This window comes from Mycobacterium sp. 5-140-3-2 (assembly GCF_035666375.1).
In the GTDB taxonomy this organism is placed as follows: domain Bacteria; phylum Actinomycetota; class Actinomycetes; order Mycobacteriales; family Mycobacteriaceae; genus Mycobacterium; species Mycobacterium intracellulare.
Genome location: NZ_CP142025.1, coordinates 351,240 through 366,635 on the forward strand (window position 1 = coordinate 351,240; position 15,396 = coordinate 366,635).

A 15,396-nucleotide genomic window follows, 5' to 3' on the forward strand; every position below is an offset into this window, starting at 1 on the left:
TCAGGCGCGAGTCTGATCAGGCGCGAGCCGCGCGGTTGACCGCCGACACGACCGCACGCAGCGACGCTGTGGTGATCGACGGCGCGATGCCGACACCCCACACCGTGCGAGCGCCCACCGGACCCGATGGGTGCCGACCCGCTTCGCCCGGCTCCGCCGCGCTCGCGATCGACACCGGATCCGATGGGTGCCGACCCGCTTCGCCCGGCTCCGCCGCGCTCGCGATCGACACCGAAGCCTCGACGTAGGCCGCGGCCTGCGCGTCGTCACCGGAACTCATCGCGTGCTCGGAGTAATCCAGCACGGCCACGTCGAATCCGACATCGCCCAGCGCGTGGACGAACGCGGCCAGCGGGCCGTTGCCGGACCCACTGATCTCGGTCTCCACCCCGTTGATCTTGACGGTCGCGGCGATGCTGGTGACGCCGCTGTCCTCCTCCGAAGCGTCGACCCGCTGCTTCACCCGCTCCAGCGGCCACACCGGGGCCAGATACTCCTCGGAGAACGCGTCCCACATCTCCTTCGGCGAGACCTCGCCGCCCTCGCCGTCGGTGATCTTCTGCACCACCTGGGAGAACTCGATCTGCAGCCGCCGCGGCAGGGCCAGGCCGTGATCGGCCTTCATGATGTAGGCCACCCCGCCCTTGCCGGACTGCGAGTTGACCCGGATCACCGCCTCGTAGGTGCGCCCGACATCCTTGGGGTCGATCGGCAGATACGGCACCTGCCAGAGCATGTCCTCGACGTCGGTGTCCGCGGCATCCGCGTCGACCTTCATCTGGTCCAGGCCCTTGTTGATGGCGTCCTGGTGGCTACCGGAGAACGCGGTGTAGACCAGGTCACCGCCGTAGGGGTGGCGCTCGTGGACCGGCAGCTGGTTGCAGTACTCCACCGTGCGGCGGATCTCGTCGATGTTGGAGAAGTCGATCTGCGGGTCCACGCCGCGCGAGAACAGGTTCAGCCCCAGCGTCACCAGGCAGACGTTGCCGGTGCGCTCACCGTTGCCGAACAGGCAGCCCTCGATCCGGTCGGCACCCGCCTGGTAGCCCAATTCCGCTGCGGCAACGGCGGTTCCGCGGTCGTTGTGAGGATGCAGGCTCAGGATGACCGATTCCCGGTTGGCCAGGTTGCGGCTCATCCACTCGATCGAATCGGCGTAGACGTTCGGGGTGGCCATCTCCACGGTGGCGGGCAGGTTGAAGATGATCGGGTTTTCCGGTGTGGGCCCGATGATTTCGCCGACGGCGTCGCACACCTGCTTGGCGTACTCCAGCTCGGTTCCGGTGTAGGACTCCGGCGAATACTCGAACCGCCACCGCGTGCCCGGGTACTTGGCGGCCTCCTCGACGCACTTGCGGGCGCCCGCGGTCGCGATGTCTTGCACCGCGGCCTTCTCGGCGCGAAATACGACGCGGCGCTGCAGGATTGACGTCGAGTTGTAGAAGTGCACGATGGCCTGCGGCGCGCCCTGGCACGCCTCGAACGTGCGCTCGATCAGTTCCGGCCGGCACTGGGTCAGCACCTGGATGGTGACGTCGTCGGGGATGGCGCCGTCGGTGATGATCTCGCGGACGAAGTCGAAGTCGGTTTGGCTGGCCGACGGGAACCCGACCTCGATCTCCTTGTAGCCCATGCGGACCAGCAGATCGAACATGCGGCGCTTGCGGGCCGGGCTCATCGGGTCGATCAGCGCCTGGTTGCCGTCGCGCAGGTCCACCGCGCACCACAGCGGCGCGCTGGTGATGACCCGGTCGGGCCAGGTGCGATCGGCGAGCCGGATCGGCTCGACCTCTTCGGCGAAGGGCCGGTACCGGCTGACCGGCATCGACGAGCCGCGCTGGGGGTTCCATGCGGGCTGCCCGGGCCCCGGCGGGCCCGCGGGTTTGACGATGCTGCGTGTCGAGCTGAATGCGTCGGAATTGGAAGTCACGGTAATTGCTCCGGGGATATCAGAAGGAACCTCAGACCGGCGCATCGCGAACACCCGCGACGGGAAGCCGGTCTGGATCAGACCCCGTCGCGGCGTCCGAGGAGGAGCACCCGCTGCACGTCCTGCACTTTACCGCTTTTAGCGCGTTGGTAAAAATGGCGCCGAGACCGCAGCGAATCCGCGCTCCGGGCGACCGGGTATCGCGACGTAAATCACCATGCGGCGGCACGTATTCTGTTGTGGACTTATCCCCGAAATTGCAGTGCCCAGGGCCGGAGAGGCAGGGAAAAACGTGGCGCTCGTCGTGCAGAAGTACGGCGGATCCTCAGTGGCGAACGCCGATCGGATCCGGCGCGTGGCCGAGCGCATCGTCGCTACCAAGAAGCAGGGCAACGACGTCGTCGTCGTCGTCTCCGCCATGGGTGATACCACCGACGACCTGATGGACCTGGCCCAGCAGGTGTGCCCGGCCCCGCCGCCGCGCGAACTCGACATGCTGCTGACCGCCGGTGAGCGCATCTCCAATGCCCTGGTCGCGATGGCCATCGAATCGCTCGGTGCGCAGGCCCGCTCGTTCACGGGTTCGCAGGCCGGCGTGATCACCACCGGTACCCACGGCAACGCCAAGATCATCGACGTCACGCCGGGGCGGCTGCAGGCCGCGCTCGACGAGGGACGCGTCGTGCTGGTGGCCGGGTTCCAGGGCGTCAGCCAGGACACCCGGGACGTCACCACGCTGGGCCGCGGCGGCTCGGACACCACCGCGGTGGCGCTGGCCGCGGCGCTGCGCGCCGACGTCTGCGAGATCTACACCGACGTCGACGGCATCTTCAGCGCCGACCCCAGGATCGTGCACAACGCCCGCAAGCTGGACACGGTCACCTTCGAAGAAATGCTCGAGATGGCGGCTTGCGGCGCCAAGGTTTTGATGCTGCGCTGCGTGGAATACGCGCGCCGCTACAACATTCCGGTGCACGTCCGATCCTCGTATTCGGAAAACCCAGGCACCGTCGTCGTCGGATCGATCAAGGACATAGCCATGGAAGACCCCATCCTGACCGGAGTCGCGCACGACCGCAGCGAGGCCAAGGTGACCGTCGTCGGCATCCCCGACATCCCCGGATATGCCGCCCGCGTCTTCCGGGCGCTCGCCGACGCCGACGTGAACATCGACATGGTGTTGCAGAACGTCTCCAAGGTCGAGGACGGCAAGACCGACATCACCTTCACCTGCTCGCGCGACAGCGGGCCCACCGCGGTGGCCAAGCTCGACGCGCTCAAGGACGAGATCGGGTTCAGCCAGCTGCTCTACGACGACCACGTCGGCAAGGTGTCGCTGATCGGGGCGGGCATGCGCAGCCACCCCGGGGTCACCGCCACCTTCTGCGAGTCCCTGGCCGAGGTGGGCGTCAACATCGAGCTGATCTCCACCTCCGAGATCCGCATCTCGGTGCTGTGCCGCGACACGGAACTGGACAAGGCCGTCGTGGCGTTGCACGAGGCGTTCGGGCTCGGCGGCGAGGAGTCGGCGACGGTGTATGCGGGGACGGGCAGATAGATGGTTGCCATCGGTGTGGTGGGCGCCACCGGCCAGGTCGGCCAGGTGATGCGCAGGTTGCTCGACGAGCGGGACTTCCCCGCGACGTCGGTGCGGTTCTTCGCGTCGGCGCGCTCGCAGGGCCGCAAGTTGGAGTTCCGCGGCCAGGAGATCGAGGTCGAAGACGCCGCGACGGCCGACCCCAGCGGGCTGGACATCGCGTTGTTCTCCGCCGGCAAGACGATGTCGCTGGTGCAGGCGCCGCGGTTCGCCGCGGCCGGGGTGACGGTGATCGACAACTCGTCGGCCTGGCGCAAGGACCCCGACGTGCCGCTGGTGGTCTCCGAGGTGAACTTCGCCCGCGATGCCGCCAACCGTCCGAAGGGCATCATCGCCAACCCGAACTGCACGACCATGGCCGCGATGCCGGTGCTGAAGGTGCTGCACGACGAGGCCGGCCTGCAACGGCTGGTGGTGTCGAGCTATCAGGCGGTCTCCGGCAGCGGGATCGCCGGAGTCCAGGAGCTGTCCACGCAGGCCCGCGCGGTCGTCGACGACGCCGAGCAGCTGGTGCAGGACGGCGGCGCCGTGCAGTTCCCGGCGCCCAAGACCTACGTGGCGCCCATCGCCTTCAACGTCGTGCCGCTGGCCGGATCGTTGGTGGACGACGGGTCCGGCGAGACCGACGAGGACCAGAAGCTGCGCCACGAGAGCCGCAAGATCCTCGGCATCCCCGACCTGGCGGTCAGCGGCACCTGCGTGCGGGTGCCGGTGTTCACCGGGCACTCGCTGTCGATCAACGCCGAGTTCGCGCGGCCGCTGTCGCCGCAGCGTGCCCGCGAGCTGCTCGACGGCGCGCCCGGCGTCAAGGTGGTCGACGTGCCGACCCCGTTGGCGGCCGCCGGCGCCGACGAATCCCTCGTCGGCAGGATCCGGCGGGATCCGGGGGTGCCCGACGGCCGCGGCCTGGCCCTGTTCGTCTCGGGAGACAACCTGCGCAAGGGGGCGGCGCTGAACACCATCCAGATCGCCGAGTTACTCGCCGCCGAGTTGTGAATCCGCGAGTGAGTTCCGCGACGCGGTTCTCGCTACTTGTGGCATCTTTGCTTGCGCCGCAATGGTTTTGGGCCGCGCATGCCGATCCGCCGGCGCCCGCCCCGGAACCGATCCTGCAGCCGCTGGCGCCCGGTCAGGTGCTGCGGATCGGTCCGACCGCCGGAACCGGAACTCCCACAGGCGATTACGGCATCGGCGCGACCGACCTGTGTGAATTCGTCGAATTCCCCACCGAACTGCTGCAGGTCTGCGGCGACAGCTTCGCCGGCCAGGGCGTCGGGTTCGGCGGCTGGTATGCGCCCGTCGCGCTGCGCGTCGACACCGCGTCGGTCGACGACCCGGCCGGGGTGCGCTACACCGGCGTCACCGGGATCGCCCACCCGCTGCTGGCCGACCCCGCTCCGCCGGATTCCTCGCAACTGCCCGCCGGGGTGGTGCAGATCAACCGGCGCAACTACCTGATGGTGACGACGACGAAGGACCTGGAGCCGCAGAGCTCCCGGCTGGTGACCGCCGAACCGGCGCGCGCGGGCTGGCAGACGATCCCGGGTTCGAAGCGGCCCGCCTCGTATCAAGGCGGCTCGCAGACGCAGATCAGCGGGTATTACGACCCGATCCCGACCCCGGAATCGCCGAGCGGGTGGGTGTACATCGTGGCCGACAGCTTCACCCGTCGGGACCCCGTGGTCCTGTATCGCGCCACACCGCAAACGTTCACCGACCGGTCCCGCTGGCAGGGCTGGGCGGCCGGCGCGAGCGGGGGGTGGGGCAAGCCGCCGACACCGCTGTGGCCGGACGCGGTGGGCGAGATGTGCATCAGGCAGATCGACGGCAAGGCCGTGTTGTCCTACTTCAATGCCGTCACGGGCAACATGGAGGTCCGGGTGGCCGACGACCCGACGGCGCTGGGTGACGCGCCGGTCACCACGGTGGTGCAGCACGACGAGTGGCCGGAGCCCGCGGAAAGCCTGCCGCCGCCGTACGACAACCGGCTCGCGCAACCGTACGGCGGCTACATCTCGCCCGGTTCCACGCTGGACGAGCTGCGAATCTTCGTGAGCCAGTGGGACACCCGCGCGCGAGTGGCCGCGCCGTACCGGGTCATCCAGTTCGCGGTCAATCCGTTCAAGCCCGAGTAGGCGCTTCGCCCGCTGAGCGGCGGCGATGGTTCACAGCTCCTACATAAGTAGCGCATAGCCGCCACTACTGTTAACGGCTTCATCATTTGTCTCATGAGTGAAACACCTGAAACCCCCACCGTGCGGACCTCCACCGCAACTGCACCGGCCGCCGCTGCAGCGGCCTATCGGGCCCCGCGGGTCTTCCAACTCGCCGCGTGGGTCGCCATCGTCGCCGGGATCGTGTTCATCGTCGCGGTCATCTTCTTCACCGGCTTCATCCTCGGCCACCGCGGCGGCCATCACGGCCATCACCACCACAAGCACCACCACCACGCGATGCTGCATCACCGCGGCCCCGGCGGGCCCGGTGGACCGGGCGGCGGCACCCAGGGCGGCCCGGGCGCACCCACGGGCCCGGGCGCGACCACCGCGCCCGCCAGTCCGTCGCCCGTGCGGCCCAGCGGCATGGCCCCGGGACAGCTCCCGGCGTCGATCTTCCACTCCGCGGCGGCCTCGCACGCAGCGCCGGGGCAGGCCCCCAGCGTCATTGTGCTGACCAACTAAAACCCCCAACCCACTCGTGGCCCGGCGCTCTCATCGAGCGTCGGGCCACGTCTCGATTCCAGGCAATTTGCCGCCGGGGCCTGTTCCGGACATCGCGTGCGGGGCAATATGGCATGGCATGAGCGAGACACCCGAACCGCAAGCCGAGCCGACCCCCGCCGCCGCGACCACTCCGCCCGCGCCGCCACCGCCGCCGCGGGTCAAGCCGCCGCGGCTCTACACGGCGGCAGCCTGGGTGGTGATCGTCGCGGGCATCGTGTTCATCCTCTCCTCGGTGTTCTTCGTCGGCGCCTTCATTTGGAAGCACCACTACCACTGCCACCATCACCACGGCATGTTTCACCCGGGCGGCCCCGGCCCGGGCAACGGGCCGTGGGGACCCGGCCCCGGGCCGGGCAATGGCCCCTGGGGACCCGGTCCCGGTGGTCCCGGATCGTGGTACGGCGGCCCCGGTGGTCCCGGGCCCGACAATGGGCCCTGGGGGCCCGGTCCCGGCGGCCCCGGTTTGATCGTTCCGATGCCCCCGGGCGGCCCGGGCGGGCCCGGCGGTCCCGTCTCCGGCCCCGGCATCAGCGGACCCGGTCAGCCGACGGCCGTCAGCCCGGCTCCCGGCTCGCCGGCGCCGCGCCCCTGACGCGGTCGCGAAACGCTTGGCGCACAAGGTCGGCGCTTGACGGGGGCTGACCGAACGTCGTGGCGTTTGGCATGATCGCCTCATGACCATGCGGGCCACGCAGGTGCACCGCGCCGTACTCACCGTCGGGTTCGCGGTGGCGGGCACCGTCGCGCCCGCAGTCGCCGCCGCGCACCCGTCGGAGCCGGGCGTGGTGAACTACGCCGTCCTGGGCAAGGGGTCGGTCGGCAACATCGTCGGCGGACCCATGGGCTGGGAGTCGGTGTTCACCCAGCCCGGACAGGGCCCCTGGGTGGACCTCCCGGAGTGCAACAACTGGGCGGACATCGGGCTGTCCGAGGTCTACGACGATCCCGATCTGGCGTCGTTCAACGGGGCCGTCACGCAGACGTCGGCGAATGATCAAACGCACCTGGTCAAGCAGGCGGTCGGGGTGTTCGCCACCCCGGACGCCGCGGCCCGGGCATTTCATCGGGTGGTGGATCGAACGGTCGGCTGTTCGGGTCAGACGACCGCGATACACCTGGACAACGGCAGCACGCAGGTGTGGTCCTTCGACGGCGGGCCGGCCGGGCCCGCCGACGAGAACTGGACCAAGCAGGAGGCGGGCACCGATCGGCGCTGCTTCGATCAAACCAGGCTGCGCGAAAACGTGTTGCTGCAGGCGAAAGTGTGTCAGTCCGGCAACGCCGGGCCCGCCGTGAACGTGCTAGCTGGGGCGATGCAGAACGCGCTGGGTCAGTAGCGCAGCGATCGGGTATCCGTCCTTGCCGTCTGGCCATCAGCGCGGGAGGGGAATATGTCGGGGGCGTCTGATAGATGAAGCACTAGACGAAGTAGTGCCGGATATCGTTCGATTAGCTGCGCAGGGAAGCGGTCCGCAGGTGCGTGTTCAGCCTTCGCCGGGCCCGAAGGGATCGTGATATGACGTTCGCCCCGATCACTGCGGCGGCTCCGCGGTCGACCGGCGCCGACCCCGCCCCGGAGCTGAAAATCGCCGAGCTCACCGACTCCACGGCCGTCGCGCAATACATCGCCGACGGCTGCCTGGTGGACGCCCCGCTGGGACGGGTGGGTCTGGAACTCGAGGCCCACTGCCACGACCCGGCCGCCCCGCACCGCAGGCCCGGCTGGGACGAAATCGCCGCGGTGCTCGACGGGCTCCCCGCCCTGCCGGGCGGCAGCAGGATCACCGTGGAACCCGGTGGCGCGGTCGAACTCTCCGGGCCGCCGGCCGACGGCGTCCTGCCCGCGATCGAGGCCATGCGACGGGACCAGGCCGTGCTCCAGCCGGCGTTTGCCGAGGCCGGCCTGGGCCTGGTCTTCCTCGGCGCCGACCCGCTGCGACCCCCCCAGCGCATCAACCCCGGCGCCCGCTACCGCGCCATGGAAAGGTTCTTCGCCACCAGCCGCTCCGGGGAAGCGGGCGCGGCGATGATGACGTCCACCGCATCGATCCAGGTCAACGTCGACGCCGGGCCGCGCGAGGGCTGGGCGGCTCGGGTTCGGCTGGCGCATGCCTTGGGGCCCACCATGATTGCGATCACGGCCAACTCGCCGATGCTGGGCGGCGACTTCACCGGCTGGGTCTCCAGCCGGCAGCGGGTGTGGGGGCAGATGGATTCCGCGCGCTGCGGACCCATCCTGGGCGCCAGCGGCGATGACCCGGGCACCGACTGGGGGCGCTACGCGCTCAAGGCCCCGGTGATGCTGGTGCACACGCCGGGCGCCGAGGCGGTCACGCAGTGGGTGCCCTTTGCCGACTGGGTCGACGGCCGGGTATTGCTCGGTAATCGCCGCCCCAGCGTCGCCGATCTCGAATACCACCTGACGACCTTGTTCCCGCCGGTCCGCCCCCGGCAGTGGCTGGAAATCCGCTACCTGGACAGCGTCCCGGACGCGTTGTGGCCCGCGGTGGTGTTCACCCTGGTGGCGCTGCTCGACGACCCGACCGCGGCCGACGCCGCGGCCGAGGCCGTCGCACCGGTGGCCACCGCCTGGGACATCGCGGCCCGGCTCGGGCTGCGTGACCGGCGGCTCTACGCGGCCGCCAACGCGTGCGTGGCCATCGCGGCCGAAAGGGCGCCGGCCGAAGTCGGCGACGCGATGCAGCGGCTGGTCGACCTCGTCGAACAGGGCCGGTGTCCCGGCGACGATTTCGCCGACCGGGTGATCGAACACGGCGTCGCCGCCGAGGTGTCGCGGGCGGCGCGAGGGGGACTGTGACGGTGACGTCACGCCAGGCGCTTGCCGACCAGTTGACGCGGACGCGGACGCGGACGCTGCGGCTGGTCGACTTCGACGATGCCGAACTGTGCCGGCAGTACGACCCGCTGATGAGCCCGCTGGTGTGGGATCTGGCGCACATCGGCCAGCAGGAAGAGCTGTGGCTGCTGCGGGGCGGGGATCTTGCCCGGCCGTCGATGCTGTCGCCGGCCGTCGAGGGTCTCTACGACGCCTTCGTGCACTCGCGCGCCAGTCGGGTCGACCTGCCGCTGTTGTCGCCGGACGAGGCGCGCGCGTACTGCCGGACGGTGCGGTCCGCCGTGTTCGACGCCCTGGACGCGCTGCCCGACGACCCGGCGGGCGACGAGGCGGCGTTCGCGTACGCGATGGTGGTCAGCCACGAAAACCAGCACGACGAAACCATGCTGCAGGCATTGAATCTGCGCAGCGGCCCGCCGCTCCTGCGCGGCACGTCGATGCTGCCGCCCGCCCGCCCGGGCCTGGCCGGCACCTCGGTGCTGGTGCCCGGCGGCGAGTTTGTGCTCGGCGTTGACCCCGCCGCCGAGCCATTTTCGCTGGACAACGAGCGTCCCGGCCACGTCGTCGACCTGCCCGCGTTCCGGATCGGCCGGGTTCCGGTCACCAACGGCGAATGGCGGCACTTCATCGACGACGGCGGCTACGACCAGCCGCGGTGGTGGTCGGAGCGGGGCTGGCGGCATCGCCAGGCCGCCGGCCTGACCGCACCGCAGTTCTGGAATCCTGACGCCGCCACCCGCACCCGGTTCGGCCACGTCGAAGACATCCCCGCCGACGAACCCGTCCAGCACGTCAGCTATTTCGAGGCCGAGGCGTACGCGGCCTGGGCCGGCGCGCGGCTGCCCACCGAGATGGAATGGGAGAAGGCCTGCGCATGGGACCCCTCCGCCGGCGCCCGGCGCCGCTACCCATGGGGCGCCCAGGAGCCGTGCGACGCGCTGGCCAACCTCGGCGGCACCGCGCTACGGCCCGCACCCGTCGGGGCCTACCCCGCCGGCGCTTCCGCGTACGGGGCCGAGCAGATGCTCGGCGATGTGTGGGAGTGGACGAGCAGCCCGCTGCGGCCCTGGCCCGGGTTCGTCCCGATGCTCTACGAGCGCTATTCACAGCCGTTCTTCGACGGCGATTACCGGGTGCTGCGCGGCGGATCGTGGGCCGTGGAGCCGAGCATCCTGCGCCCGAGTTTTCGCAACTGGGATCACCCGTACCGGCGCCAGATCTTCTCCGGCGTCCGGTTGGCCTGGGACGTGCCGAAGGAGATCGCCTGATGTGCCGGCATCTGGGGTGGCTCGGGGCCGACGTCACGGTCTCCTCGCTGGTGCTCGACCCACCGTTCGGGCTGCGGGTGCAGGCCTACGCGCCGCGCCGCCAGAAGCATTGTCTGTTGAACGCGGACGGCTGGGGCGTCGGGTTTTTCGATGCTGCGTCGGATGGCGCCGCGCCCCGGCGCTGGCGCAGCCAGCTGCCGCTGTGGGGCGACGTGTCCTTCGAGTCCGTCGCGCCGGCGCTGCGCAGCCACTGCGTGGTGGCCGCGGTGCGCTCGGCGACCGTCGGCATGCCGATCGAAGTCAGCGCGACCGCGCCGTTCACCGACGGGCAATGGTTGTTGTCGCACAACGGAATCGTCGACCGGGCGGCGCTGCCGGCGACGTCGCAGGCCGAATCGGTCTGCGACAGCGCGATGCTGGCGGCCGTCATCTTCGAGCGCGGCCTCGATGCGCTGGGCGACACCATCGCCGAGATCGCGGCGGCCGACCCGCGCGCCCGGCTGAACATATTGGCCGCCAACGGTTCTCGCATGCTGGCGACGGTGTGGGGGGACACGCTGTCCATCCTGCGCCGCCCGGATGGTGTGGTCCTGGCCAGCGAACCCTATGACAACGACTCCGACTGGGAGGACGTGCCGGACCGCCACCTCGTCGAAGTCACCGCCGGCGGAGTCACGATGACCCCGCTGGATCATCCGAAAGGGTCTTGATGACGCTGTCGCTGTCGAACCACCTCGCCGCCGACTCGGCCTACCACGCGTTGCGCCGTGACGTGTTCGAAGGCCTGCAGAAGACGCCGAAGTCGTTGCCGCCCAAGTGGTTCTATGACGCCGTGGGCAGTGACCTGTTCGACCAGATCACCCGGCTGCCCGAGTACTACCCGACCCGCGCCGAGGCCGAGATCCTGCGTGCGCGGGCGGCCGAAATCGCGTCGGCCAGCGAGGCCGACACCCTGGTGGAACTGGGCAGCGGCACCTCGGAGAAGACGCGGCTGCTGCTCGACGCCCTGCGCGCGCGCGGTTCGCTGCGCCGGTTCGTCCCCTTCGACGTCGACGCCAGCATCCTGTCGACGGCCGCCGCGGCCATTGCGCAGGAATACTCGGGAGTCGAAATCAAGGCCGTCTGCGGCGATTTCGAAGAACACCTGACCGAGATCCCGGCGGACGGGCGGCGGCTGTTCGTGTTCTTGGGGTCGACGATCGGCAACCTCACGCCCGGGCCGCGCGCGGACTTCCTCGCCGCGCTGTCCGCCCAGATGCGGCCCGGCGACAGCCTGCTGCTGGGCACCGACCTGGTCAAGGACCTCGAGCGGCTGGTGCGCGCCTACGACGATTCCGCCGGGGTGACGGCGGCGTTCAACCGCAATGTTCTTGCGGTGGTAAACCGGGAACTGGACGCCGATTTCGACGTCGATACTTTCGCGCACGTCGCGCGGTGGAACCCGGCCGAGGAACGTATCGAGATGTGGTTGCGGGCCGATCGCGGCCAGCGGGTGCGTGTCGGTGCGCTCGAGCTGATCGTGGACTTCGAGGCCGGCGAGGAGATGCTGACCGAGGTGTCGTGCAAGTTCCGCCCGGAAAAGGTGAGTGCCGAACTGGCCGCCGTGGGACTGCGTCGCACGCAATGGTGGACCGACGGCGCGGGTGACTTCGGGTTGTCGTTGGCCGTGAAGTGACCGCCGGCGACTCGCTGGCCGACCGATGGCGGGCGGCACGCTTGCCCATGGCCGGCCTGCATCTGGACAACGCCGCCTGCTCGCGGCAGAGCGTCGCGGTGATCGACGCCGCCGCGCAGCACGCCCGCAACGAGTCCGAAGTCGGCGGGTATGTCGCGGCCGAGGCGGCCGCCCCGGTGCTCGACGCCGGACGTGTCGCGTTCGCCGCGCTGACCGGGATGACCGACGCCGAGGTGGTGTTCACCACCGGCTCGCTTCACGCCTTGGATCTGCTGTTGGGCGCCTGGCCGACCAAGCACCGAACGGTAGCGTGCCTGCCCGGCGAATACGGGCCCAACCTGGCCGTGATGGCCGCCCACGGGTTCGACCGCCGGCTGCTGCCGACCATGGATGACGGCCGCGTCGCGCTCGACGACGCGGCGCGGGCCCTCGACACCGACCGGCCGGACCTGGTGCACCTGACCGCGGTGGCCAGCCATAGCGGTGTGGTGCAACCGGTTTCGATGGTCGCCCAGCTCTGCCGGGAGCTCGGGCTGCCACTGGTGATCGACGCGGCGCAGGCGCTGGGGCAGGTGGATTGCGCGGCCGGGGCCGACGCGACGTATTCCTCGTCGCGCAAGTGGGTCGCCGGCCCGCGCGGTGTCGGGATACTGGCGGTGCGCCGGGAGCTGATGGAGAGCCTGCGCCCCAGGCTGGCGGCACCGCAGTGGGCGCGCGCATCGGGGTCGCCGACGGTGGCCCAGCAGCTCGAATTCGGCGAAGCCAATATCGCTGCGCGGGTGGGGTTTTCGCTGGCGCTGGGGGAGCACCTGGCCTACGGGCCGGCGGCCGTCTGTGCACGCCTGGCCGAGCTGGGCGGCCTGAGCCGCACGGTGCTGGCCGACGTCGCCGGGTGGGCCGTCGTCGAGGAGGTCGAAGAACCCAGCGCCATCACGACTTTGGCGCCGACCGACGGCGCCGACCCGCAGACGGTGCGGGACTGGTTGCTCGCCGAGCGACGGATCCTGACCACCTTCGTCGGCGTGCAGCGGGCACCGCTGGAGCTCCCGGGGCCGCTGCTGCGGATCTCGCCGCACCTGGACACCACTGCCGAGGACCTGGAGACCTTCGCCGAGGCGCTCATCGCCGCGACGGCGGCGACCGCAACCGGCTAGCCGGCCTTGTGCGCCGTCAGCAAGTAGGCCGGCATCTTGATCCGGCCTTGCTCGTCGCGATCGTGCGGCGGGAATTCGAAAGGCGCGTCGGCGATGTTGATCGCGTTCGACAGGATGAAGGAGGGGCGAATCTCGTCGATTTCCCAGTACGTGCTGACCGCGGCGCGTAGTTCGTCTTCGTCGACCTCGTTGGGCTTGGGTTCCATCTCGGCCGGGAAGGCGCCCTTGGCGAACACCAGCACGAAGTAGCTGGCGCCCGGTGCCGCGGCGCGGTGGACCGAGCGCAGGTAGCCGTCGCGGCCCTCCACGGGCAGCGAGTGAAACAGCGTGCTGTCGACGACGGTGGCGAACCGTCCGTCATACCCGCTCAGCGACGTGATGTCGGCCTGCACGAAGCTGGCCGTGGTCAAGCCGCGCTCCTGGGCGGACTTGGTGGCCGCCGCGACGGCGGTCGGCGTGAGGTCGACGCCGACCACAGTGTAACCCTGGGCGGCCAGGCTCAGTGAGAGCTCGGCGACTCCGCAGCCGGCGTCCAGGACGTCGCTGTGGAACTTGCCGGCCGCGGCCAGCGCCGCCAGTTCGGGTTGCGGCTCACCGATATTCCACGGGGGCGGACCCTCGAAATGGGCCTGCTCGCGGTAGGCGCTGTCCCAGTCCATCACTTGATCAGACGACATGGTTGTCAACCTACTCCCAGGTGTGCACCGGCTCGTTGGCGTGCATGTACTCGCAGTAGCGGCGCAGCATCTCGGCCAGCGCGGCGGCCCGGCCCATGCCCGCGTCCTGCAGGGCCCGTACGGTGGAAACCTGCCAGGTGGCGCCGTTGCGGCCAGCGCGGGCGCGGCCCTCGATGACCCCCAGGAACCGGTCGCGGACCTCGGGGTCGACGCCCCAGCGCCGCAACCCGTCGTCGGCCATCGGCAGCAACGTGTCGAGCACCAGCTCGCGTGCGCTCACCTCCCCGAGCCCGGGCCAGTGCAGCCGGGCGTCGATGCCGTGGCGCGCCGCCGCCAAAAAGTTGGCCTCCGCCACCGCGAAATCCATGCGGTCCCACAACGGGCTGTCCGCCTCGGACAAGCTGCGCAGCATCCCGTAGAAGAAGGACGAATTCGCCAGCATGTCAACGACTGTCGGTCCGGCCGGCAACACCCGATTCTCCAGTCGCAGATGCGGGCGCCCGTCGACCACGTCGTACACCGGGCGATTCCACCGGTACACGGTGCCGTTGTGCAGCCGCAACTCGGACAGCTGCGGGGTGCGCCCGGCGGCCAGCTCGGCGACCAGATCCTCCTCGGACACCTCGGGCAACAGGGACGGGAAGTACCGGATGTTCTCGCGGTACAGGTCGAGGACCGAGGTGATCCACTGTTCACCGAACCACACTCGCGGGCGCACGCCTTGGGTTTTCAGCTCTTCGGGTCGGGTGTCGGTGGATTGGGTGAACAGCTCGATGCGGGTTTCCGCCCAGAGTTGGTGGGAGAAGAAGAACGGCGAGTTGGCGCCCAGCGCCAGCTGCGGACCGGCGACAATCTGCGCGGCGTTCCAGTTGGCGGCGAACGTCTCCGGGGCCAATTGCAGGTGCAATTGCATGCTGGTGCAAGCGGATTCGGGCGCTATCGTCGCGGCGTGCCAGTTCAGCGGTTCGGGGCCGTCGATGTCGATGGGCAGGTCCTCGCCGCGGGCGGTGAAGATCGAGTCGTTGAGGGCGGCATACCGCGTCGACTCGCTCATCCAGGCGTGATCGAGGTGTTCGGGCATCAGCGTGGGCAGGATGCCGATCATGACGATGTGCGCACCGTCGGCGGCGCCGGCCTTGATCTCGGCCTCGTTCAGGCTGGCCCGCACCTCGGCCTCGAGATCCAGCCCCGTGTGTCCGGGCAGCGCGTGCGGCGGGACGTTGAATTCGATGTTGTAGGCGCCCAATTCGGTCTGGTACGCGGGATCGCCGATGGCGTCCAGGACGTGGCGATTGGACATGGCCGGCTGGTAGTCGGCGTCGACCAGGTTGCACTCGATCTCCATGCCGGTGAGCGGCTGGTCGGAATCGAAGCATGACTGGGCGAGCATCGTCTCGAACACGTTCAGACACGCCTGAACCTTGCGCCGGTATTCGCGGCGGTGTGCGCTGTCGTACGTGGTGCGCTTGACCTCTTCGCCCACACCGCAGATGCAACAGGGTTACCGCCCGTAAC

The 15,396-nt window shown here is 69.8% G+C and carries 14 protein-coding genes; 11 read left to right on the forward strand and 3 right to left on the reverse strand.

All coding sequences use genetic code 11. The features are described from left to right. Positions 1-16: 16 nt before the first annotated feature. A complete protein-coding gene (gene leuA, locus P6281_RS01750; RefSeq protein WP_263650247.1) occupies positions 17-1,975 on the reverse strand; it encodes a 2-isopropylmalate synthase in 1,959 nt (652 codons plus the stop codon). A 247-nt stretch (positions 1,976-2,222) separates the two neighbouring features. Here leuA and P6281_RS01755 point away from each other — a divergent pair, with 247 nt between their 5' ends. The 11 genes from P6281_RS01755 (at position 2,223) to egtE (ending at position 13,204) form a co-directional block, all read left to right on the forward strand. Beyond that, positions 2,223-3,488 carry an aspartate kinase gene (locus tag P6281_RS01755; protein ID WP_008263260.1) on the forward strand — a complete coding sequence of 422 codons (1,266 nt, stop codon included), beginning with the start codon at positions 2,223-2,225 and terminating at the stop codon, positions 3,486-3,488. Continuing rightward, positions 3,489-4,523 (forward strand): aspartate-semialdehyde dehydrogenase, encoded by a 1,035-nt coding sequence (locus P6281_RS01760; RefSeq protein ID WP_014383687.1) that lies wholly within the window; start codon positions 3,489-3,491, stop codon positions 4,521-4,523. 8 nt (positions 4,524-4,531) lie between these two features. Then, positions 4,532-5,662 (forward strand): DUF4185 domain-containing protein, encoded by a 1,131-nt coding sequence (locus P6281_RS01765; RefSeq protein WP_036429778.1) that lies wholly within the window; start codon positions 4,532-4,534, stop codon positions 5,660-5,662. Between the two features lie 120 nt (positions 5,663-5,782). Further along, complete coding sequence (locus P6281_RS01770) at positions 5,783-6,208, forward strand: hypothetical protein (protein WP_008263265.1); 426 nt, start codon at positions 5,783-5,785, stop codon at positions 6,206-6,208. 118 nt (positions 6,209-6,326) lie between these two features. Beyond that, on the forward strand, positions 6,327-6,842 hold the full coding sequence (locus tag P6281_RS01775; RefSeq protein ID WP_008263266.1) for a hypothetical protein: 516 nt from the start codon (positions 6,327-6,329) through the stop codon (positions 6,840-6,842). An 82-nt stretch (positions 6,843-6,924) separates the two neighbouring features. Beyond that, a complete protein-coding gene (locus tag P6281_RS01780; protein ID WP_008263267.1) occupies positions 6,925-7,587 on the forward strand; it encodes a sensor domain-containing protein in 663 nt (220 codons plus the stop codon). Between the two features lie 179 nt (positions 7,588-7,766). Further along, positions 7,767-9,068 carry an ergothioneine biosynthesis glutamate--cysteine ligase EgtA gene (egtA, locus tag P6281_RS01785; RefSeq protein WP_008263269.1) on the forward strand — a complete coding sequence of 434 codons (1,302 nt, stop codon included), beginning with the start codon at positions 7,767-7,769 and terminating at the stop codon, positions 9,066-9,068. A 2-nt stretch (positions 9,069-9,070) separates the two neighbouring features. Then, the gene (gene egtB / locus P6281_RS01790; RefSeq protein ID WP_071196532.1) at positions 9,071-10,375 is read left to right on the forward strand and encodes an ergothioneine biosynthesis protein EgtB; all 1,305 of its coding nucleotides are present in this window, start codon (positions 9,071-9,073) and stop codon (positions 10,373-10,375) included. Beyond that, positions 10,375-11,085, forward strand: a complete 711-nt coding sequence (egtC, locus tag P6281_RS01795; protein WP_008263273.1) for an ergothioneine biosynthesis protein EgtC — start codon at positions 10,375-10,377, stop codon at positions 11,083-11,085. Before egtB ends, egtC begins: the two co-directional genes overlap by 1 nt. Then, positions 11,085-12,050 (forward strand): L-histidine N(alpha)-methyltransferase, encoded by a 966-nt coding sequence (gene egtD, locus P6281_RS01800; RefSeq protein ID WP_008263276.1) that lies wholly within the window; start codon positions 11,085-11,087, stop codon positions 12,048-12,050. Before egtC ends, egtD begins: the two co-directional genes overlap by 1 nt. 47 nt (positions 12,051-12,097) lie before the next feature. Continuing rightward, entirely contained in the window at positions 12,098-13,204 is a 1,107-nt protein-coding gene (egtE, locus tag P6281_RS01805) for an ergothioneine biosynthesis PLP-dependent enzyme EgtE (protein WP_232065644.1), read from the forward strand. On the opposite strand, the gene P6281_RS01810 is transcribed toward egtE, so the two are convergent. Together P6281_RS01810 and P6281_RS01815 are read right to left on the reverse strand one after the other, a co-directional pair. Next, the gene (locus P6281_RS01810) at positions 13,201-13,881 is read right to left on the reverse strand and encodes a class I SAM-dependent methyltransferase (protein ID WP_014383691.1); all 681 of its coding nucleotides are present in this window, start codon (positions 13,879-13,881) and stop codon (positions 13,201-13,203) included. The two genes, egtE and P6281_RS01810, sit on opposite strands and share 4 nt — an antisense overlap. 10 nt (positions 13,882-13,891) lie before the next feature. Beyond that, a complete protein-coding gene (locus P6281_RS01815) occupies positions 13,892-15,364 on the reverse strand; it encodes a glutamate--cysteine ligase (RefSeq protein WP_324738591.1) in 1,473 nt (490 codons plus the stop codon). Positions 15,365-15,396 lie beyond the last annotated feature (32 nt).